Source organism: Sphingomonas insulae (genome assembly GCF_010450875.1).
Lineage (GTDB): Bacteria > Pseudomonadota > Alphaproteobacteria > Sphingomonadales > Sphingomonadaceae > Sphingomonas > Sphingomonas insulae.
Window position 1 is genome coordinate 1652969 of the sequence record NZ_CP048422.1, and the last position, 20532, is coordinate 1673500.

23 protein-coding genes, 1 tRNA gene and 1 pseudogene are annotated in these 20532 nt (G+C 65.3%); 12 read left to right on the plus strand and 13 right to left on the minus strand.

Annotation, left to right across the window (positions count from 1 at the left end; translation table 11 throughout):
* Positions 1 to 8: 8 nt before the first annotated feature.
* Positions 9 to 863, minus strand: a complete 855-nt coding sequence (locus tag GTH33_RS09360; protein ID WP_249055062.1) for a class I SAM-dependent methyltransferase — start codon at positions 861 to 863, stop codon at positions 9 to 11.
* A 59-nt stretch (positions 864 to 922) separates the two neighbouring features.
* On the opposite strand from GTH33_RS09360, the gene GTH33_RS09365 reads away from it, so the two are divergent.
* The 6 genes from GTH33_RS09365 (at position 923) to GTH33_RS09390 (ending at position 4325) form a co-directional block, all read left to right on the plus strand.
* A complete protein-coding gene (locus GTH33_RS09365) occupies positions 923 to 1702 on the plus strand; it encodes a ComF family protein (protein ID WP_420853539.1) in 780 nt (259 codons plus the stop codon).
* Positions 1703 to 1733: 31 nt separating this feature from the next.
* The gene (gene grxC, locus GTH33_RS09370; RefSeq protein ID WP_163958175.1) at positions 1734 to 1991 is read left to right on the plus strand and encodes a glutaredoxin 3; all 258 of its coding nucleotides are present in this window, start codon (positions 1734 to 1736) and stop codon (positions 1989 to 1991) included.
* Between the two features lie 7 nt (positions 1992 to 1998).
* Positions 1999 to 2820: a carbon-nitrogen hydrolase family protein gene (locus GTH33_RS09375; protein WP_163958176.1), complete on the plus strand. Its 822-nt coding sequence runs from the start codon at positions 1999 to 2001 to the stop codon at positions 2818 to 2820.
* The gene (locus GTH33_RS09380; protein WP_163958177.1) at positions 2817 to 3248 is read left to right on the plus strand and encodes a DUF1178 family protein; all 432 of its coding nucleotides are present in this window, start codon (positions 2817 to 2819) and stop codon (positions 3246 to 3248) included. Before GTH33_RS09375 ends, GTH33_RS09380 begins: the two co-directional genes overlap by 4 nt.
* A 55-nt stretch (positions 3249 to 3303) precedes the next feature.
* Positions 3304 to 3380 (plus strand) — tRNA-Arg (locus GTH33_RS09385).
* Between the two features lie 741 nt (positions 3381 to 4121).
* Complete coding sequence (locus GTH33_RS09390) at positions 4122 to 4325, plus strand: hypothetical protein (protein ID WP_163956798.1); 204 nt, start codon at positions 4122 to 4124, stop codon at positions 4323 to 4325.
* Positions 4326 to 4463: 138 nt separating this feature from the next.
* On the opposite strand, the gene GTH33_RS09395 is transcribed toward GTH33_RS09390, so the two are convergent.
* From GTH33_RS09395 to GTH33_RS09405, 3 genes are all read right to left on the minus strand, one after another.
* Positions 4464 to 4727, minus strand: a complete 264-nt coding sequence (locus tag GTH33_RS09395; protein WP_163958178.1) for an SWIB/MDM2 domain-containing protein — start codon at positions 4725 to 4727, stop codon at positions 4464 to 4466.
* A 47-nt stretch (positions 4728 to 4774) separates the two neighbouring features.
* Positions 4775 to 4978 carry a hypervirulence associated TUDOR domain-containing protein gene (locus tag GTH33_RS09400; protein WP_163958179.1) on the minus strand — a complete coding sequence of 68 codons (204 nt, stop codon included), beginning with the start codon at positions 4976 to 4978 and terminating at the stop codon, positions 4775 to 4777.
* 76 nt (positions 4979 to 5054) lie between these two features.
* Entirely contained in the window at positions 5055 to 7991 is a 2937-nt protein-coding gene (locus tag GTH33_RS09405) for a TonB-dependent receptor (protein ID WP_163958180.1), read from the minus strand.
* A 223-nt stretch (positions 7992 to 8214) separates the two neighbouring features.
* Here GTH33_RS09405 and folE point away from each other — a divergent pair, with 223 nt between their 5' ends.
* From folE to GTH33_RS09420, 3 genes are read left to right on the plus strand one after another with little or no spacing between them, the layout of a single operon-like run.
* Positions 8215 to 8835 carry a GTP cyclohydrolase I FolE gene (gene folE / locus GTH33_RS09410; protein ID WP_163958181.1) on the plus strand — a complete coding sequence of 207 codons (621 nt, stop codon included), beginning with the start codon at positions 8215 to 8217 and terminating at the stop codon, positions 8833 to 8835.
* On the plus strand, positions 8829 to 9590 hold the full coding sequence (locus GTH33_RS09415; protein WP_163958182.1) for an SDR family oxidoreductase: 762 nt from the start codon (positions 8829 to 8831) through the stop codon (positions 9588 to 9590). Before folE ends, GTH33_RS09415 begins: the two co-directional genes overlap by 7 nt.
* Positions 9583 to 9945, plus strand: coding sequence for a dihydroneopterin aldolase (locus GTH33_RS09420; protein ID WP_163958183.1), 363 nt, complete (start codon positions 9583 to 9585; stop codon positions 9943 to 9945). The genes GTH33_RS09415 and GTH33_RS09420 overlap by 8 nt, the downstream gene beginning before the upstream one ends.
* An 86-nt stretch (positions 9946 to 10031) precedes the next feature.
* On the opposite strand, the gene GTH33_RS09425 is transcribed toward GTH33_RS09420, so the two are convergent.
* From GTH33_RS09425 to GTH33_RS09435, 3 genes and pseudogenes are all read right to left on the minus strand, one after another.
* The gene (locus GTH33_RS09425) at positions 10032 to 10556 is read right to left on the minus strand and encodes a hypothetical protein (RefSeq protein ID WP_243848280.1); all 525 of its coding nucleotides are present in this window, start codon (positions 10554 to 10556) and stop codon (positions 10032 to 10034) included.
* 103 nt (positions 10557 to 10659) lie between these two features.
* Positions 10660 to 10806, minus strand: a pseudogene (locus tag GTH33_RS09430) (alpha-isopropylmalate synthase regulatory domain-containing protein); the annotation flags it as partial.
* 51 nt (positions 10807 to 10857) lie between these two features.
* Positions 10858 to 11322 carry a VOC family protein gene (locus GTH33_RS09435; protein WP_163958184.1) on the minus strand — a complete coding sequence of 155 codons (465 nt, stop codon included), beginning with the start codon at positions 11320 to 11322 and terminating at the stop codon, positions 10858 to 10860.
* An 88-nt stretch (positions 11323 to 11410) separates the two neighbouring features.
* On the opposite strand from GTH33_RS09435, the gene GTH33_RS09440 reads away from it, so the two are divergent.
* On the plus strand, positions 11411 to 11812 hold the full coding sequence (locus GTH33_RS09440) for a VOC family protein (RefSeq protein WP_163958185.1): 402 nt from the start codon (positions 11411 to 11413) through the stop codon (positions 11810 to 11812).
* Between the two features lie 106 nt (positions 11813 to 11918).
* Here the strand turns inward: GTH33_RS09440 and leuA are convergent, their stop codons facing one another.
* Complete coding sequence (leuA, locus tag GTH33_RS09445; protein ID WP_163958186.1) at positions 11919 to 13574, minus strand: 2-isopropylmalate synthase; 1656 nt, start codon at positions 13572 to 13574, stop codon at positions 11919 to 11921.
* A gap of 296 nt (positions 13575 to 13870) precedes the next feature.
* Between leuA and GTH33_RS09450 the strand changes: the two genes are divergently transcribed.
* Positions 13871 to 14266 carry a BLUF domain-containing protein gene (locus GTH33_RS09450; protein ID WP_163958187.1) on the plus strand — a complete coding sequence of 132 codons (396 nt, stop codon included), beginning with the start codon at positions 13871 to 13873 and terminating at the stop codon, positions 14264 to 14266.
* 22 nt (positions 14267 to 14288) lie between these two features.
* Here the strand turns inward: GTH33_RS09450 and GTH33_RS09455 are convergent, their stop codons facing one another.
* The 5 genes from GTH33_RS09455 to miaA form a co-directional block, all read right to left on the minus strand.
* The gene (locus GTH33_RS09455) at positions 14289 to 14891 is read right to left on the minus strand and encodes a YceI family protein (protein ID WP_163958188.1); all 603 of its coding nucleotides are present in this window, start codon (positions 14889 to 14891) and stop codon (positions 14289 to 14291) included.
* Positions 14892 to 15065: 174 nt separating this feature from the next.
* Complete coding sequence (ilvC, locus tag GTH33_RS09460; RefSeq protein ID WP_163958189.1) at positions 15066 to 16085, minus strand: ketol-acid reductoisomerase; 1020 nt, start codon at positions 16083 to 16085, stop codon at positions 15066 to 15068.
* A 107-nt stretch (positions 16086 to 16192) separates the two neighbouring features.
* Complete coding sequence (gene ilvN, locus GTH33_RS09465; protein WP_163958190.1) at positions 16193 to 16708, minus strand: acetolactate synthase small subunit; 516 nt, start codon at positions 16706 to 16708, stop codon at positions 16193 to 16195.
* Between the two features lie 148 nt (positions 16709 to 16856).
* Positions 16857 to 18602 (minus strand): acetolactate synthase 3 large subunit, encoded by a 1746-nt coding sequence (locus tag GTH33_RS09470; protein WP_163958191.1) that lies wholly within the window; start codon positions 18600 to 18602, stop codon positions 16857 to 16859.
* A 66-nt stretch (positions 18603 to 18668) separates the two neighbouring features.
* Positions 18669 to 19622, minus strand: a complete 954-nt coding sequence (miaA, locus tag GTH33_RS09475) for a tRNA (adenosine(37)-N6)-dimethylallyltransferase MiaA (RefSeq protein ID WP_166753119.1) — start codon at positions 19620 to 19622, stop codon at positions 18669 to 18671.
* Here miaA and serB point away from each other — a divergent pair.
* Positions 19603 to 20478 carry a phosphoserine phosphatase SerB gene (gene serB / locus GTH33_RS09480; RefSeq protein WP_163958192.1) on the plus strand — a complete coding sequence of 292 codons (876 nt, stop codon included), beginning with the start codon at positions 19603 to 19605 and terminating at the stop codon, positions 20476 to 20478. The genes miaA and serB overlap by 20 nt on opposite strands.
* The last annotated feature ends 54 nt before the right edge of the window (positions 20479 to 20532 follow it).

The window sequence follows — 20532 nt, forward strand, 5'->3', positions numbered from 1 at the left end:
CGCCGGCTCTATTGCGGCGGCGGCACTTGCAACGCAGCTGCGAGCGAGGCGGTGGCGCTGCCACGGCGGGCGGGCTTGGGCTGGGAACTATCGGGTGCCCAGCCGGTCACGAACACGATCGAGAATCGTTCGGTGGTACGCCCATCGGGTCCGGCCGCGTCCGCAAAGGCGGCGGCGGTACGAGCCAGCGTTCCGCGGCTCATGCCGGATCGCCCGACGAGGATGTTGCTCGCCGCCATCCCGCGCAGATCGTCCAGCAGCCGGCCGAGATGCGCGTAGCGCACATCGAACGTCTCGACATCGGCGACCGGCAGGGCGAAGCCGGCGCGCATGAGGAGGTCGCCGGCGGACCGCACGTCGATCTGGGGATGCAATCGCGCGGCGGGGCGATCGCCCTCCGCGATGCGCAGCGCGGCCCGCAACGCCGGCAGACTGCCACCGCCCAGGAAGGCGCCCAGAAACACGCCGTCCGGCCGTAACACGCGCCGGATCAGCGTCAGCGCACCCGGCAGGTCGTTGACCTGATCGAGGACGCCGGCGCTCAGCACGCCATCGAAGCTGGCATCGGCGAACGGTAGCCGATCCTCGTCGCCCTGAACGCCGTCGACGGAGCGGGCGAAGCGATAGCCCGGATCGATCCGCGCAATCCGCGCGCCGGGCACGGTGATGGCGGCATCGGGCGTACCGATATCGAGCACGTCGTCGAACCCGCGCTTCACCGCGTCGAGCCGTTCCAGCAGGCCTTCGACCATGACGTCGCGCAGGAAGGCGTGGGCGGGATAGCCGGCGGCGGCGGCGCGATCGCGGCGCAGGCGGCGGGTCGCCCGGTCGAAGATGTCGGTCGGTGTCGGAAGAGCGTTCACGGGACGGCTTGTGCCTGCTGCGACCGTACGCGACAAGCGGGCATGAGGATGGGGGCGGCGTGATCCGACGAACGACGATCGATGCGGGACGGGCCGTGGCCCGCGCCACCACCGGCGTTGTCGGCAATGTCGTCGCCTGGGCGTTGCCGCCGCGCTGCCCCGGCTGCGCCACGCCGGTGGCCGCCGATCACCGTTTCTGCGCTGCGTGCTGGAGCGGATTGCGACTGCTCGCCCCGCCGTGGTGCGCCGGATGCAACCGGCCCTTCGCATTCGACCGCGGCGACGGCGCGCGCTGCGGGCAGTGCCTTGCCGATCCGCCGCGTCATCAGGGGGTGCGGGCCGCCGTCGCTTACGGTCCCGTCGCGCGCCAGTTGGCGCTGAAACTGAAATACGGCCGCCGTATCGGCATTGCGGCCACGATGGCGGAGCGGATGATGCCGGGCGTGCCCGGTGGGCTCGACCTGCTGGTCCCGGTGCCGCTGCACCGGTGGCGGCTGTGGTCGCGCGGCTACAATCAGGCGGCGCTGATCGCCGCGGCGCTGCACCGGCGCAGCGGCGTCGTCCACGATCCGTTCGTACTGATCCGGCGTCGTCAGACCGTCGCGCTGAAGGGAATGGGCCGGGGTGATCGCCGCAAGGCGGTGGCGGGCGCATTTGCCGTCGTCGACCGGCAGCGGGTGCGGGGCAAAGCGGTCGGGCTGGTGGACGACGTCTTCACCAGCGGCGCGACGGCCACCGCCTGTACCCGGACGCTGCTGGCGGCGGGGGCGGCATCGGTCACCATCCTGTGCTGGGCGCGGGTGATCGACGACGACGATCGGCCGGACTACGCCGATTGACAAGACACCCTGCACACCACACCTCGTCTCCATGGCAAACGTCGAAATCTACACTAAGGCATTCTGCCCTTATTGCACGCGCGCGATGCGGCTGCTGACCGCCAAGGGCGTGACGCCGCAGGAACATGACATCACGATGGGCGGGCCCCGGCGGCAGGAGATGATCCAGCGCGCCGACGGCCGCACGACCGTGCCGCAGGTCTTCATCGACGGCCGGCATATCGGTGGTTCCGACGACCTCGCCGCGCTGGATGCCCGTGGGGGACTCGACCCGCTGCTCGCGGCGTGACGCCGGCATGAGGATCGCACTGCTCCAGATGACGAGCGGGATCGATCCCGCCGTCAATGCCGCCGACCTGCGGCATGGCATCGCCGCGGCGGCCGCCAACGGGGCAGGCATGCTGTTCGCGCCGGAGATGGCGGGCCTGATCGACCGCGATCGCGCACGCGCGGCGACGTCGATCCACGCGGAGGCCGACGATCCGGTGCTGGCGGCGGTGCGCGATGCGGCGGCGTCGGCGGGAATCTGGGTACACCTCGGCTCCCTGGCGGTGCGGCGCGACGACGGGCGGCTGGCCAATCGCGGGTTCGTCATCGACGCCGCAGGCGCGATCCGGGCGCGCTACGACAAGCTGCACCTGTTCGACGTCGACCTGCCCAACGGGGAAAGCTGGCGCGAATCCGCCGCCTATGCTCCCGGCGATCATGCGGTGGTGGCGGATACGCCCGCTGGCCCGCTCGGCCTGTCGATCTGCTACGACCTGCGCTTTCCGGCGCTCTACGCGGCACTGGCCGAGGCGGGGGCAGACCTGCTGGCCATCCCTGCCGCTTTTACCCGTCCAACCGGGGCGGCGCACTGGCATACGCTGGTGCGGGCACGGGCAATCGAAAACAACTCCTACGTAGTCGCAGCCGCACAGACCAGCGCGCATGAGGATGGTCGGAGCACCTACGGTCATTCGCTGGTCGTCGACCCATGGGGTGCTGTGCTGCTCGACATGGGCGAGGCGCGCGGGCTCGGCTTCGCAGAGATCGATGCGGTGCAGGTCGCCGCCGTACGTGGCCGCATCCCGGTCCTGGCGCATCGTCGTCTTATTCCGCCGATTACCCGGTCATGATCCTGTTCGACCTGCGCTGTAGGGCGGGCCATGTGTTCGAAGCATGGTTCGCCTCCAGCACCGCCTATGCCGATCAGGTCGGGGCGGGGCAGGTGCCCTGTCCGTTCTGCGGCGACACCGCGGTTGCGAAGGCGGTGATGGCGCCTAGCATTGCCGCCAAGGGCAACCGGCGCGGCGAAACCCCGTTGCCGGCGCTCGTCAAGCACGCGCTGCAGCAACTGGCTGCGGCGCAGACCAAGGCGCTGGCTGGATCGCAATGGGTCGGCGACACCTTCGCCACCCGCGCACGCGCGATGCATCAGGGCGAGGAAGATCATAAGCCGATCCACGGGCTCGCGAGCCTTGCCGACGTCAAGTCGCTGGTCGACGATGGAGTAGCCGTCGCACCGTTGCCGCTGCCGGTCGTGCCGCCGGAAAAGATCAACTAGGGCGCGCGCGACGTGGCTAGACCCGCTCAGCAGCCGCCGGTATCATGACGCCGATGGCCCCGTAGCTCAGCAGGATAGAGCGCCAGATTCCTAATCTGTAGGTCGCGCGTTCGAATCGCGCCGGGGTCACCATTGAGACGCACGCACCGGGTGCGTCGTTGTCTGGTTGTGCTGCCGCTGGCGGATACGCACTGCGGGCGCACCGCGCGATTGGACGACGACAGTGTTATCGCGCTGGAGACGGGCTCGAGCGTGAAGGTAGTGCCAAGGCGTTCGCCTGCGGCGACGGCGCCGACCAAGTCTATCGCTAGGTGGTGACGACGGCCGGCATTGGCTGAATAGCCGTCGCTCGACGCCGAACGCTTCTTGGCTACGGCGCAATTCCGATAATTGGCTGAGGCGGCTCAACAGCAGATCGCGCTGAGCCGTGGAGCAATGAAAGAAGAGTGAATGCACGCGGAGGCGGGTATGTGGCGTCGCAGGCTATCGCTCCCCTTAAGATCGAAGTGAAACGGCCGCTCCCGTTGGCGAGGCGCAATCGCTCCGCGCCTCCGCGTGAACATCGCTCTTCGCGCCGTCGCGGGATCATTCGTTCCGTGTATCGGCACGCGCATCTACCCACCGACCCGCGATCGGCGGATGGCGGGGGTGGCGTGCTCGGATCTATGATCTCGTGCGAGTGCGCGGTCCCGTTGCGGCACAACCGGTTAACATTACGGCAATATTGCAACTTGCCGAGCCGAGACGTGCGGTCCATATCCAATGCAGCACGGCGGTCCGGGCTTCCCCCGCTGTTCCCGCCGTGCCACTGCAAAATCGCCGCAACATTTGGCTGTTACGATCGACTGGCATTGACGGGATGATCGCCATGACATGCGGCGCTTTGCCGATATCGACGCTATCGATGAGGATCCGGTCCGATCGGGTCTCCAACTCGTGTGTATCGCATCGTACGATACCGGACGTCCTCGCATGACCGTCAGGCCTATCAGCTTCTGGCTCTATGTCGCCGCCGGCGTGGCGATGATCATCGTTTCGGCCATCGCATTGCCGTTCATTGTGTCGAGATCCCGCTGATGGCGCATCAGCGCGGCCGCCAGACAGCACATTCGTGCGTCCGGTCAGACGCTGTGTTCAAACGATACGATGCAGTCTTCCACTCGGGAGCACCGACGGCCGGTTGCGGCGCGATGCTCCCGATGAAAGGGGGGCGGATCAGGCTTTCACGTGCTGCGAGATGTACTTATTCATCTCGAACATGGTCACCTTGTCCCTGCCGAACACCTTCTGCAGCTTGTCGTCTGCCAGAATCTCGCGCTTGTTCTCAGGGTTCTGCAGGTCGTTGGACTTGATATATTCCCACACCTTGCTGATCACCTGGCTACGTGGCAGCTTCTCGTTGCCGACGATCGCCCCGAGTTCGGGCGAGGGCTGCACGGGAGCGTGGATGCCGCCGGTCTTGGGTGGTGTCGTAGCCATCGCATTCCTTCCTGTTTGCACCCGGTCCAGCCCGGGTGCGCTGAGAGTTACGCCTTCTTGAGCGCGCTCGCCTTGTGCGCCGCCTTTCCACCGTTGTCACTCTTTACGATATATTGCGGGTCGTCCTTGGACGCACGCACGGTGTGACCCTTGATCGTCGTATCGCTCGTCTGCTTCTTTTCGACTGTCCCGTGGGCGGTGCCACCATGGCTTTTCCATGTCACTTCATCGCCGGTCTTCACGTTTGCCATCGTCCGTCTCCTGCTACCCCCGCACGACGGAATCGCACGGGGTTGGCAAAGGGTTGCAGCCGGGGGCGGCATCGGCTCAGAACTTGAACCCGACCGCCGCGCCATAACGGCGCGGTTCGATGGTGAAGATGTTGGTGTAGAGGCCGGACGATTGGTCGGCGACCGCCTGACCCGTGATCGCGTCATTGTCCGTCAGGTTCTGGACGAATGCGCGCAGGTAGAAACGGTCGTCGGGCGCGTTGACCTGGATCTGCGCATTGACCACTTCGTACCCCGGCACGCGATCGATGTTGAGGTTGAAGACGCTTGCCGAGAAATTACCGGTATAGTTGAGGTCGGCGCGCGGCACGACCGACCAGCCGTCGGCGAAGTCGATGGTGTATTGCGCGCCGATCGCCCATTTGTAGGTCGGCGCCTGGGGCAGCTTGTTGCCGTCCAGGCCGACCGGTATGCCATCGGTGACGGTCAGGGGCAGCGCGGCCGCCGCGGCGCTGGACTGCAACACCGAGCAGATGCCGTAGGCGCCCGTCGTGCCGGTACCCGCGATCGCAGTCGGGCCGCGCAATCCGATCGCAGTGTTGACGGTGGAGACGAAGCCGTTCGCGAGCGCCGCGCTGCCGCCCGTGGTGGGCGCGACGACGCAGTTAGAGGCGTTGGTGATATCCTTGATGATGACGGTATCGCTGCGTCCGCCCGATGGCAGGCGCGGGTTGATGAGGGCTCGGTTGCCGGTAATTTCCGTCTTCAGGTAGCTGGCGTTCATGTTGACGACGAAGCGCGCGACGGGCGAAATTACCGCCTCCGCCTCGACGCCGTAGATGTTGGCATCGACATTGTCGTTCACCGCCGTCCTCGCGACGATGCGGCTCAGTTGCAGCCCTTTGTACTTGTAATAGAACCCGGTGAGGTTGAGGCGCAATGTGCCGTTGCCGAACGTGTTCTTCGATCCGATTTCGAAGGCATCCACTTTTTCCGGCGCGAACGTCGTCGGGACCGAGAAGCTGGCGGCGACCGGCGGATTGATGCCGCCCGACTTGTAACCGCGCGAATAGGATGCGTAGAGCAACTTGTCGTCGTCGATCTTGTAATCGAACACCGCACGGCCGGTCAGGCGGCCGAACGACACCGCGCGCCGGGCATAGTCCTGTACGCCTGGGGTAGTCGGATCGAAATCGATCGCGCTGTAATTCAGGCCGTTCTCGATCCCGCCGGCAGCATAGGGAGTCAGGACGTTCAGGGTCAGGTTGCGGGCCTGCACGGTCTTTTGATCGTGATTGTAGCGCAGGCCAAGCGTTAATTTGGTGCGGTTGTTGAGGGTGAAGTAAGTTTCGCCGAAGAGGCCGTAGGATTTCAAACGGAAGCGTTTGGTGTCGTTTCGATAGAAGGGCGACCCGAGAAATGCGTTGCCGCCGACACCGGGGATCGCGGCGGACGAGGCGGCGCCGAGGATGCCGGAGGCATAGTCCAGACCGAAGGCGTTGACGAAATAATCGTTGTTACGGCTGAGGCTGTCCAGATAGATGCCGCCGAGCAGGAAGTTGAAGGGGCCATCGAAGCTGCTGTCGATGTGCGCTTCCGCCGAGAACTGGCGATTCTGGATCCGCGATCGATCGAAATCCAGGCTCTGGCCGAAGCACCCGATGCTGTTGCCGCCATAGACGCCGACGTTGGCCGGATCCGCCGCCGATTGGCACACGCCGCCGGCCGGACCATTGGGGATCAGCGTCTGGCGAACCCCGTTGAGGAACGGTGCCGCACCACCGGTTCGCCCGAATGCGTTGAGGGCGGCCAGTCCAGCGTTGGTGGCCAGCGAGCCTTCGACCGCCAGATTATAGTCGACCGTGCTGTCGACCGAGTTGCGCGCATAGCCGCCGGTGAAGTTGAAGCTGACCGGACCGAAATCATGGAAGATCTTGGCGGTATATTGCTCTTCGTCGGCGAAATAGGTCGGGTTGTAGTCGATGCGGACGGTACGCACGTCGGTCGGGTTGACCACGCCCGCGTAGGGATCGGTGCCGTACAGGCTTTGCAGGGCGAAGGGCGCGAGCGCGGCGTTGTTGACGCGGAAGAATTCGGTCGAGGTCAGGACCGCGGCGAGCGTCGAGAGGCCGTTGGTCGTCTCGAACCCCTTGGTGTCAGGCAGACAGCCGAGCACGCCGGTGGGATCGCGGTGGCACAATTGCTTCTGGATACGGCTGCGATTGTCCTTTTCATGGAAATAGTAACCGATCAGGTCGATGCGCGTGTCGGCGTTCGGCTCCCACGACAGCGTGCCGCGGAGCGAATACAGGTCGCGGCCGTCGATGCGGCTGTTGTCATAGGTGTTGAAGGTATAGCCGTCGCGTTTCAGGTACGTGCCGGCGACGCGGATGCCCAGCGTGTCGCCGATCGGCAGGTTGAACATGCCGCGCGCGCGCTTCGAATCGAAATTGCCATATTCGAATTCCCCGGCGGCATGGACGCCGCTGAGATCCGGCTTGGCGCTGATGAAGTTGACCACGCCAGACGTGGCGTTGCGGCCGAACAGGGTCCCTTGCGGACCGCGCAGAACCTCGACGCGTTCCAGGTCGAAGAATTCGCTTTCGAACAGGCGGGTGCTGGTGAGCGGCATGTCGTTGACGTGGATCGCCGTCGCCTGGTCGCACGTCGCGCCGACGCACAGGTCGCCGATACCGCGGATGGTGAAACTGGACGAGGTGAACCCGGTCTTGGTGAAGGTGACGTTGGGCAGGGTCTGCTGCAACGCGATCGGATTGACGATCTGCTGCTTTTCCAGATTCTGCGCGGTAAAGGCGCTGACCGCGATCGGCACGTCCTGCAACCGCTGCGACTGGCGCTGTGCGGTGATGACGATGTCGCCGACGTTGCTGTCCGTCGCCGACGGCGCCTCCTGGCCGGGACCGTTGGTGGGTGCCGTCGTCTGGGACGACGTGGTATCGGCGGTCTGCGCAGCGGCGGGAATCGCTGCCAGCATGACGATCGCCGATGCCGCGAGCAGTTCGAACTTCTTCATGGTGGCATCCTCTCCCTGTCCGTCCGCGCGATCTGATGTCGACGATACGAAAAGTTCCTGTTTCAGGTATGGCGAAATTAACGACCGGAAATTTCCCGCGTCAATCGATTTCTGCCGGAAAATTGCGGTGTTTTGCGAAGTCGACGACATTGGACCAGTTGCAGAATCGAACCTATGGTTGGGTGGGATGCGCATCGATGAGTGTTCGGAAAGGGTTAGATAGATGACGGATCAGCACGGCTCGCCCGACGATGGCGACCTGATCGAGCCAATGGCCCCGGCCGCAGTGCCGCAGGACGTGACGGATGCGATCCGCACGCTGATCCGCTGGGCCGGCGATGATCCGATGCGCGAGGGGCTGGTCGACACGCCGCGCCGCGTCGCCAAGGCCTGGAAGGAATATTGCGCCGGTTACGAGGACGACCCTGCGCGCCATCTGGAGCGGGTGTTCGAGGAAGTCGGCGGCTATGACGAGATCGTGCTGTTGAAGGACATCCCCTTCCAGTCGCATTGCGAACATCACATGGCGCCGATCATCGGCAAGGCGCATATCGCCTACCTGCCCAAGGATCATGTCGTCGGGATCAGCAAGCTGGCGCGCGTATTGCACGGCTTCGCACGCCGGTTGCAGGTGCAGGAGCGGCTGACGGCCGAGGTCGCCGATTGCATCTGGGACAACCTGAAACCCCAGGGCGTCGCCGTGGTGATCGAGGCGAGCCACGCCTGCATGACCGCGCGCGGAGTCCGCACGCCGGGGGTCGGCATGGTCACCAGCCGGATGATGGGCGTGTTCCGCGACGACGAGCGCAGCCGCAAGGAAGTGCTGGCCTTGATGGGATGTTGACGCCGTCCACACGCCGACACGTGCTGGTGACCGGCGGCGCCAGGCGGCTGGGCGCGTCGATCGCCCGCGCGCTGGCGGCCGACGGCTGGCGCGTCGTCATTCATTACGGCCGTTCGGCGGACGAGGCGCGGACCCTCGCTGCGGCACTGGACGGGGTGGCGATACAGGGCGATCTGGCCGATGCCGCCGGCGCGACCGCCCTGTTCGCGCGGGCGCGTGCGGCGGCCGGCGGGCCGATCGCGGCACTGGTCAACAGCGCTTCGAGTTTCGAGTATGATCGGCCCGAGGCGATCGACGGCGCGCTCGCCGCCAGGCTGCATATCGTGAATGCCGTCACGCCAGCGATGCTGGCGGCGGCGCTGGCGGCGCAGGACGACATCGACGATGGCGCGGTCGTCAACCTGCTCGACCAGAAGCTGGCCAATCCCAATCCGGATTTCTTCAGTTATTCGCTGAGCAAATATGCACTCGCCGGGGCGACCGAGATGCTGGCGCAGGCGCTCGGTCCGAAAGTGCGCGTGAACGCCGTCGCGCCCGGCATCACACTGCCGAGCGGCGATCAGAGCGAGGCGGAGTTCGCCCGGGTCGCCGCCGACAACCTGCTTCGCCGTCCGGTCGGCGCGGAGAATGTCGCAGAGGCGGTCGCATACCTGCTTGGCGCCCGCAGCGTCACCGGCCAGACCGTGTACGTCGATTGCGGGCAGCGGTTCGTCCGGCGAGACGGGGACGTGATGTTCGAGGGGCGCGATGGCTGAATTCACGACCATCCTGGAAGGGCTGGAGGTTGCGATGCGGCTGGGTATCCATCCCCATGAGGAGGCACCGCAACGCGTGCGCCTGTCGGTGTGGATGACGGTCGACTATGCGATACCGCCGAGCGCCGATGCGATCGAGGAGGTGCTCGATTACGACTTCGTGCGTGCCGGCGTGCATGCGCTGGCGGATGGTCCGGGCTTTGCGCTGCAGGAAACGCTGGTCGAGGCGGTCGCTGCCCTTTGCCTCGCCGACCCTCGTGTACGCGTGGTGCGGGTACGTTCGGTCAAGCCCGACATCTATCCGGACGCGAGCGTCGGATGCGAGATCGTGCGGCAGCGACAGGCGATGCGGTGACGGGCATTGCGGTTGAAACGCCTGTATCTGGCGAAACGCGTCAATGAGATGTGGGCGCCAACGACCTGACACGCTTCATGTCAGTTTCAGGGCGCTTTCGAATCTTTCGGTTGGATATCCGACCAGCGCAGCGTGAGTTTGTCGCCTTTTACCTTGGGCAGGGTCTTTCGATCAATCAACTGGCTCCGCACCTCAAAGCCGGCATCGATCTTCACGATCAAGACCTTGCTGAAATTACGCTTGAGATTGAGTGTGACCTGATCGGAATTTTTGAACGGGGTTATCGTCTTCACTTCTACAAAATGATTCCCCAACTTGCCATCGGAGCCCTGCGCATAATTGCGATGAAGTTTGATCCCGTGCGTGATCGCGCCATAGAGCTCGCCGAGATCGCCATAGACCTGTAGGTGACTGCCCGTCAGGTCATGATAGTCCATCGCAACCGCGAGGAGGGATTTGAAAATCGGTACGAGATCGGCGTCTAGATTGGGAAAGCAGGCTTCGAATTCAAGACGTTCGAGGTGCGAGTTAATCTCGTCCCACGTGATCCATTCGCCATCGTCGTAAATGGCATTATCGTCGTTCCACAGGTCGGTTGGGCCATGCATCATGTACGGACATTACGGCTGAAGGCGTAAACGCGTCCTTTCTACATAGACGGAAGCATTCCCGTATCGCTCCGGCTACCCTCGTCCCGCGGGCATCACGTCCGGTTCACCGCGTCAGCCCCGCACGCACGCTCGCCGTCGCGATGTCGGTGGCGAGGCTGATGCCGAACACCGTGCGGCCGTCCGCAGTCCGGCATTCGACACAGGCGGCGGCCTGCGCGTCGGCGCCGTGACCGATCGCATGTTCGCTGTATGGTGAGGCGGCGATATTCCCCGGTGCAAAGAGGGATAGCCGATTCGTCGTTCACCGATGAACTGGCGGTTGCATGAACTCTATCGTGATGTTGTCGGGTCCCGAGACGTAAGCGGTCAGCGTTCCCTGTCGCGGGCCAGCCGGGATCGGTTGCGGGCTTCCTTTAGCCTTCCATCCGGCGGCCTCGACACGGATGATAGCGGCATGGATATCCTTTACCACAAGCGCCAGATGCGCGGCGCCGATCGCACCCGCACTGTCCGGCGTGGCGCCATTCTGGCGCCCTCGGGAGTATTCGAGCAGTTCGACGACGAACCCGTCCGGAGATTTGACGATCGCTGTCCGTACGTTCGGATCATCGACACCCGTAACCCGGTACAAAAAGTCGCCGCCCATTTCCGACTGCCGTTGGAGCATGAAGCCGAGCGCCTCCGTCCAGAACAGGATAGATTCGCCTAACGAGGAGACGGCGAAACCGATGTGATCCACGGCGGTTACGGTTGCGTCATCAGTCACTGCTGCTTTGCCTTTCGACGGCCACGGGACGTAGGAAGCCGCGCCCCGGCGACAAGCGGCAGCGGTGACGTCATCGGCAGAGGATCACATGCTGACCATCAACGCTATCGATCACATCGTCTTCAACGTTCGTGACGTCGAAACCTCGGCGCGATGGTACGAAGCTGTTCTCGGCATGAACCGCACCGATGTCCGATCGGATCGGGGGGAGCCGCGCACCAGCATGACTTTCGGGCAAAACAAGATCAACCTGCGCCCGATCGACGCCTCACAGGAGCGTTGGTTCACAGGTCGGGCGCCGTCCGCCGGGGGGCAAGACCTCTGCTTTCTAACCAGCCTTTCACCAGATGCGGTCGCGGCGCATTTCAGGAATTGTGACGTGGACATCGAGGCAGGGCCCGTCACGAAGAAGGGCGCTCGCGGCCCCATCTGCTCGGTGTATGTCCGCGACCCCGATGGCAATCTGATCGAGGTGTCTTCCTACACGTAAGGGCGTTCCGGAGCGAAAGCCCTTCTGCTGACGTGCGAATTGCGCACCGGGCGTCTTGGGTGGGGGGACGAGGGCAGCCCCGGCGGCTACCCTCGTCCCCCGGGCATCACGTCCGGTTCGCCGCGCTCAGCACCGCACGCACGCTCGCCGTGGCGATGTCGGTGTCGAGGCCGACGCCGAACACCGTGCGGCCGTCCGCGGTGCGGCATTCGACATAGGCGGCGGCCTGCGCGTCGGCGCCGTGGCCGATCGCATGTTCGCTGTAATCGACCACGTCGAGGTCGGGACCGGTTTCGCCCAGCGCGGCGATGACGCCCGAGATCAGGCCGTTGCCGCGGCCCGAGATCGAGCGTTCGACGCCGTCCACCGCGACCCGGCCGACGAACAGGCGGGCACCGGCGCTGCCGGTCTCCTCGTAATCGCGCAGGACGAAACGGTCGGCGGACTGGGGCAGATAGGTCGCTTCGAACCGGCCCCAGATGTCGGCGGCGCCGAGTTCGCGGCTGGTTTCGTCGGCGAGTGCCTGGACGTGGCGGCTGAAATCGGCCTGGAGGCGCTTGGGCAGCTTCAGGCCCTTGTCCTGTTCGATCACCCAGGCGACGCCGCCCTTGCCGGACTGCGAATTGACGCGGATCACCGCTTCGTAACTGCGGCCGAGATCGGCCGGGTCGATCGGGAGATACGGTACCTCCCACAGCGCATCGTTGCGCGCCGCCTGTGCGGCGAAGCCCTTCTTGATCGCATCCTGATGGCTGCCGGAAAAGGCGGTGAACACCAGGTCGCCCGCATAGGGCGTGCGCGGATGGACGGGGATGTTCGTGCAATAGTCGACGGTCTTCACGATCGCGTCGATGTCCGACAGGTCGAGGTTCGGCGACACGCCTTGCGTGTACATGTTGAGCGCGACCGTCACGAGATCGCAATTGCCGGTCCGTTCGCCATTGCCGAGCAAGCATCCCTCGACCCGGTCGGCGCCCGCCATCAGGCCGAGTTCCGCGGCGGCGACCCCGGTGCCGCGGTCGTTATGGGTGTGCAGCGAGATGACGACGCTGTCGCGGTTGGGGATGTTGCGGCCGAACCATTCGATCTGGTCGGCATAGACGTTGGGCGTCGCGCATTCGACCGTGGCGGGCAGGTTGAAGATGATCGGCTTGTCCGGCGTCGGTCGCAGGACGTCCATCACCGCGGCGCATACTTCCACCGAGAAATCGAGTTCGGCGGTGGAAAAGGTTTCCGGGCTGTATTCGAAATGCCATTCGGTGTCGGGGCGCCTGGCGGCCTCGTCGCGCAGGACCTTGGCGCCTTCCACCGCGATGCGCTTCACCTCGTCGCGGGTCATGCCGAACACGATCTTGCGCCATGCCGGCGAGACGGCATTGTAGAGGTGGACGATGCCCTGCTTCGCGCCGTCCAGCGATGCGAAGGTGGTTTCGATCAGGTCGCGGCGCGACTGGGTGAGCACTTGGACGAAGACGTCGTCCGGGATGCGGCCGGTCTTCACCAGGCCGCTGATGAAATCGAATTCGGTCGCGCCGGCGGATGGGAAGCCGACTTCGATCTCCTTCAGCCCGGTGCGGACGAGCAGGTCGAAGAAGCGGGTCTTCTTTTCGGCATCCATCGGATCGATCAGCGCCTGGTTACCGTCGCGCAGATCGGTCGACAGCCAGCGTGGCGCGCGGGTGATGACGTTCGAGGGCCATTGCCGGTCGGGCAAATCGATGGTGGGGAAGGGGCGGTATTTGGTCGAAGGATCGCGGAGCATGGGTCGGTCCCGTCTTGGCCGCGGACCATCGGGTCGCACGCGGCGGGGGTGGCGCTGAAGCGTTATCCTGCCCTTAGGGGAGCGTGCACGAGCAATCGCCGCCCTAAGGGCGGATAAGTCGAAGAAGGTTCTGGCTGCGGTGCATGCTGGCGATGGTCATGGCCGAGCGGGACGCGCTTGTCCACCCACGCCGACGTCGTCCCGTTGGGGAATGGTGACAACCCGTTAACCACCGCGGGGTATCGACGGAGGGATGGGCGTTCGACCCCTTTAACATGTTTTGGGAACGACTTACGATGCGGCAGCTCGTCTATATCTCCAGTATCAAGCGCGATGCGACGATTGATCCCGCGACCGTGCTCGCGCAATCGCGCCGCAACAATGCGCGGGCGCGCATCACCGGACTGCTGTTCTTCGATGGCAAGCGCTTCCTGCAGGCGCTGGAGGGCGACGATGCGCAGGTGGATGCGACCTTCGCGCGGATCCAGCAGGATGCGCGTCATCATGCCCTCGTGATCCTGTCGGACCGGACCATCGGCGCGCGCGAGTTCGGCGAATGGGCGATGGCCTATCATGCGCCGGGCGACGACCATGCGGCGGCGCTGGAGCGGATCGAACGGCTGGTGGCAGGGGCGGACGCGACCGTCCGCGCGACGTTCGAAAGCTTCGCCAGGGTGCGGCGCGCGGCGTGACCGCCACGCGCCGACCGGATTGTTATTGCGCGGTAAAGGCGGCGTTGATGTCGAGCTTCACCGCATCGGCGACCACGGGCGTGGCATAGCCCAGGCCGAAATCGCTGCGCTTGATCGTGGTGGTGCCGCGGAAACCGAAGTTCACCTTCTTGCTCATCGGGTTGGTGCCAGCGCCGACGAAGGTGGCGTCGATCGTCACCGGCCGGGTCTGATCCTTGATCGTCAGGTTGCCGGTGATTTTGGCGGTGTTGCCGCTGGCCACGACGCCGGTCGAGACGAAGCGCGCCGTCGGGTAGGTGGCGGCGTCGAAGAAGTCCTTCGTCTTCAGGTGGTTGGCGAACGGCGCGGCGGTGACCGAAAGCTGGTCGATCGCGAAGGTGACGTCGAGCTTTGCAGCGGCAGGCTTGGCGGGATCGATGGTGAGCGTACCGCCCTGCGCGCCGAACTGGCCCGACAGCATGCTGAAGCCCATGTGGTTGAGCGTCCAAGTCACCTGCGTATGGGCGGGATCAACGTTATAGGTGCCGGCGGTGATCGGCGCCTTGCTGGCGGTGCCGGGCAGGCCGGTCTGGGCGACGGCCGGCATCGTTGCGGTGGCGATGAGGGCGGCGAGGATGAGACGCATGATGGAAGCTCCGTAGATTGTTTCGGAGGTTTAATCATGGCTTTGCGGTTTGCGGAAGCGCCAATGCCGAAACGGAGCGTTCGTGGCGGCGGCCGGACGCGCCCGGACGGGCAGGCGCCCGGCGGGATCGGGCGCGCGGTGTCGCCCCCCGTGGGGAGGCGACACGCGGACGGTTTAGTTCTTGTCCTTGTCGACCAGCTTGTTCGCGCCGATCCAGGGCATCATGGCGCGCAGCTCGGTACCGACCTTTTCGATCGGATGCGCGGCGGCCTGCTTGCGGCTGGCCTTCAGCTCGGGCTGGCCGGCGCGGTTGTCGAGGACGAAGTTCTTGACGAAACGGCCGGACTGGATGTCGGCAAGCACGCGCTTCATCTCGGCCTTGGTCTCGTCGGTGATGATCCGCGGGCCGGTGACGATGTCACCATATTCCGCGGTGTTGCTGATCGAGTAGCGCATGTTGGCGATGCCGCCCTCGTACAGCAGGTCGACGATCAGCTTAGTTTCATGCAGGCATTCGAAATAGGCCATTTCCGGCGCGTAGCCCGCCTCGGTCAGCGTTTCGAACCCCGCCTGGATCAGATGGGTGATGCCGCCGCAGAGCACGGCCTGTTCGCCGAACAGGTCGGTTTCGCATTCCTCGCGGAAGTTCGTTTCGATGATCCCAGAACGGCCGCCGCCGACGCCCGATGCATAAGCGAGCGCGACGTCATGCGCGTTGCCGCTGGCATCCTGATGGATCGCGATCAGGCAGGGGACGCCGCCGCCGCGAACGTATTCGCTGCGCACGGTGTGGCCCGGGCCCTTGGGCGCGATCATGATGACGTCGATGTCCTGCGGCGGCTCGATCAGGCCGAAGTGCACGTTGAGGCCGTGCGCGAAGGCGAGCGCCGCGCCGGGCTTCATGTTACCCTTGAGATCCGCGTCCCAGATCGCCGCCTGATGTTCGTCGGGGGCGAGGATCATGACGATGTCCGCCCATTGCGCCGCTTCCTTGTTCGACAGCACCTTGAAGCCGGCGTCGATCGCCTTCTTCGCGGTCGCCGAGCCTTCGCGCAGCGCGATCGCGACGTCCTTGACGCCGCTGTCGCGCAGGTTCTGCGCATGGGCATGGCCCTGCGAACCATAGCCGACGATGGCGATCTTCTTGTCGGTGATGAGGTTCAGATCGGCGTCGCGATCGTAATAGACTTTCATGGTTCAAATTCCCTTTTGTCATCCCCGCGGAGGCGGGGATCCATACCCGCTGCGGTCAGTGATTATGGATCCCCGCCTCCGCGGGGATGACGAAGACAGTGATGGGGCTAAGCCGCCTCTTTGCCGCGGCTGATGGCGACGATGCCGGTACGGGCGACCTCGATCAGGCCGACCTCGCCCATCAGTTCGACGAACTTGTCGATCTTTTCGATCGACCCGGTCACCTCGAACACGAAGCTGCTGGTCGTCGCGTCGACCACGCGGGCGCGATAGACGTCGGCGAGGCGCAGCGCCTCGATCCTGTGATCGCCGGTGCCGCGCACCTTGATGAGTGCCAGCTCGCGCTCGACGTGCGCGCCCTGCGCGGTGAGATCGGTGACCTTGTGCACCGGCACGAGGCGATCGAGCTGCGCCATGATCTGTTCCATCGTCGCCGGCGATGCGCTGGTGACGATGGTGATCCGGCTGACCGATTTGTCGGCGGTGATTTCCGACACGGTCAGGCTTTCGATATTGTAGCCGCGCGCGGTGAACAGGCCGGCGATCCGGGCGAGGATGCCCGGTTCGTTGTCGACGATGACCGCCAGCGTGTGGCGTTCGGTGGTTTCCGTCTTGATGTGCATTTTCGTCTCTCGCTCCCCTCCCTTGCAGGAGGGGTCGGGGTGGGTGGCGTCCTGGCGGTGTACGGAGAGCGGGGCGCGACGTTGCGCCGTATCGCGAGCACTCCACCCACCCCCAGCCCCTCCCATGCAGGGAGGGGAGCAGATTGGTTCAAACCAGCGCCTTGGCCTCGTCGTCCATCGTGCCGGACACTTCGTTGGCCTGGAGGATCATGTCGGTGTGGGCCGCCCCGCTCGGGATCATCGGGAAGCAGTTCGCCAGCTTGGCGACGCGGCAGTCGACGATCGCCGGGCCATCATGATCGAGCATCGCCTGGATGCCGTCGTCCAGTTCGCCGCGGGTATCGATGCGGATACCCTTCCAGCCATAGGCTTCGCCGAGCTTCACGAAGTCGGGCAGCGAGTCCGAATAGCTTTCGGCGTAGCGGCTTTCGTAGGTCAGTTCCTGCCACTGGCGGACCATCCCCATGTATTCGTTGTTGAGGATGAAGATCTTGACCGGCAACCGGTATTGCGTCGCGGTCGCCAGTTCCTGGATGTTCATCTGGATGCTGGCTTCGCCGGCAATGTCGATGACCAGGGCCTTCGGATTGCCGAGCTGCGCACCGATCGCGGCGGGCAGGCCATAGCCCATCGTGCCGAGGCCGCCGCTGGTCAGCCACTTGTTCGGCTTTTCGAAGCCGAAATGCTGCGCGGCCCACATCTGGTGCTGGCCGACCTCGGTCGTGATAATCGGATCGCGGGCGCGGGTCGCCTCCCACAGCGCGCGGACGGCGCGCTGCGGCATGATCGCCTCGCCCGCCTCGGGGAAGTCGAGGCTTTTGCGGGCGCGCCATTCCGCGATCCGGTTCCACCACTCGCGGGTGTCGGGCTTTGGATGCTGGCGTGATTTCCAGATGCGGACCATGTCCTCCATCGCGTGGCCCGCATCGGCGATGATCGCGAGATCGACGCGGACGTTCTTGTTCACGCTCGACCGGTCGATATCGATATGGACCTTGCGGCTGTTCGGGCTGAATGCGTCGAGGCGCCCGGTGACGCGGTCGTCGAAGCGGCTGCCAATCGCGACCACCAGATCGGCCTGGTTCATCGCCATGTTCGCCTCATACGTCCCGTGCATGCCGAGCATGCCGAGGAACTGGTCGGACGAGGCGGGGAAGCAGCCGAGGCCCATCAGCGTCGAGGTCACCGGCGCACCGGTGATCCGCGCCAGTTCGCGCAGCAATTGCGACGCCGCGGGACCGGCATTGATGATGCCGCCGCCGGTGTACAGGATGGGGCGTTCGGCCGCGGCGAGCATGTCGACGACCTGCTCGATCTCCGACTGGATCGCCTTGACCTGCGGACGATAGGTCTTGTGCACGATCGGGCCGGGCTTGACGTAGCGCGCGGTGGCGACCTGCACGTCCTTGGGGATATCGACGACGACAGGCCCGGGGCGGCCGGACGTGGCAATATGGAACGCCTCGTGGATCGTCGCACCCAGCTTCGCCGGGTCCTTCACCAGATAATTGTGCTTGGAACAGTGGCGCGTGATGCCGACCGTATCGGCTTCCTGAAATGCGTCGGTGCCGATCAGCGCGGTCGGGACCTGCCCGGTGATGACGACCATCGGGATCGAATCCATCAGCGCGTCGGTGATGCCGGTGACCGCATTGGTCGCGCCGGGGCCGGAGGTGACGAGCACGACGCCGGGCTTGCCGGTCGAGCGGGCATAGCCCTCCGCCGCATGCGTCGCCGCCTGTTCGTGGCGGACGAGGATATGCTTCAGACGCCCGGATCGAAACATGGCGTCGTAGATCGGCAAGACCGCCCCACCGGGGTAGCCGAACACGACCTCCACGCCGAGATCGCACAGCGCCTCGACCAGGATGTCTGCTCCGCTCTTTTCGCCCACGGTTCGTCTCCACTCATATGTCACGGGGTTGATGGCAGCGGCGGTTAGACGCGGTAAAGCGGGGGGTCAACCCTGATCGCGCAACAAAGATGCTATATGGTCGATCATTGAGATTGATTCTGTCGCAACGCCCCAGTCATCCGGAGGTTGGTTGCGGAACCATGTGTACTGGCGCTTGGCATATTGCCGGGTGTCGCGCTGCACCTGCGCCAGCGCCTCGTCCCGGCTGATGCCGGCCGTCAGATACGCCGTGAGCGGCGCTACGCCGATCGCCCGACGGATCGGGGCATCATCGGGAACGTCCTGGCGCACAAGCAGGGCCGCCACTTCGTCAATCGCACCGGTGGCGAACATGGTTTCGCAGCGCCTGTCGATCCGCGCGAAGAGCTGGTCGCGATCCGGCAGCAGGACCGCGGCGGAGAGCGTGATCCGGTCGCCGATCCCGCCGACCGACCTCTGCTGCCATTGCGCGAGCGGGCGGCCAGTCGATCGCACCACCTCCAGCGCGCGTGCGACACGGGTCGTGTCCGCCGGTGCGAGTCGGGCGGCGGCGGCGGGGTCTTCGCCCGCCAGCGCCAGATGCGCCGCCGCCACGGGCAGGGCGCGGACGGCGGCGCGTACCTCAGGATCGATGGCGGGTACCGGAGCGATGCCGTTCAGCAAGGTGCGCATATACAGTCCGGTACCGCCGACCAGGATGGGCAGACGTCCGTCGGCGTGAATCGCTGCGATGACCGCGCGGGCCTCTTCGGCCCAGCGTGCCGCGGAATAGCCGGCATCGGCCGCATCGACGTGACCGAACAGGCGGTGCGGCGCCAGCGCCTCTTCCGCGTCGTCGGGACGGGCGGTGAGGATGCGCAGGTCGGCATAGACCTGGCTGGCGTCGGCGTTGACGATCACGCCGTCATGCGTCTGTGCCAAGGCGACCGCGGCGGCGGACTTGCCGCTGGCGGTCGGCCCTGCGATGAGCGCGACCCTTGGTTTCGGGTGGGAGGCATCGATGTTCACGGCGACGCTCATAGGCGATTTACTGGCCGCAGGCGACATGACGGCCGCCATCGACCGGCTGGCCGCCGCCGGCTGTCGGCCGGGTGAGAGCGTCTGGCTGGAGGAGGGCATTGCCGCCGACCTGCCGTTCGCTACCGATCCGGCGGCGGCGCGGCAGGCGCTGGAGCACAGCCTTGCCGGCGTCGACGTCGTCGTGCAGCCGACCGCGACGCGGCGCAAGGCGCTGATCGTCGCCGATATGGATTCGACGATGATTACCGTCGAGTGCATCGACGAGTTGGCGGATTACGCCGGGATCAAGGCGGAGGTTGCGGCGGTGACAGAAGCGGCGATGCGCGGCGAACTGGATTTCGAAGGGGCGCTGGATGCGCGCGTGGCGCTGCTCGCCGGGCTGAGCGCCAGCGTTATCGCGCAATGCCTTGCCGAGCGGGTGCGGATCATGCCGGGGGCAAAGTCGCTGGTGCGCACGATGCGGGCGCATGGCGCGGAAGCGGTACTGGTGTCGGGCGGCTTCACGCGCTTCGCCGAGCCGGTGGCGGCGGACATCGGCTTCGATCGCGCGATCGCCAATGTACTGCTGATCGCGGACGGCCGGCTGACGGGAAAGGTCGCCAAGCCGATCGTCGGATCGGCGACCAAGCAGGAAACGCTGCTGGCGGCGATCGCAACGCGCGGAATCGATCCGGCGCTGTCGCTGGCGGTCGGTGACGGCGCAAACGATCTCGCGATGATCGAGCGGGCGGGACTGGGCGTGGCGTATCACGCCAAGCCGATCGTCGCCGCGGCTGCGGGTGCGCGGGTGGATCATGGCGATCTGTCGGTGTTGCTGTATGCCCAGGGATACCGGCGCGGCGAGTGGGCGGACTGAGCGCAACGATGACCATCGGCTGACCTCACGCTGCCGCATCCTCCCCCCCTCGTC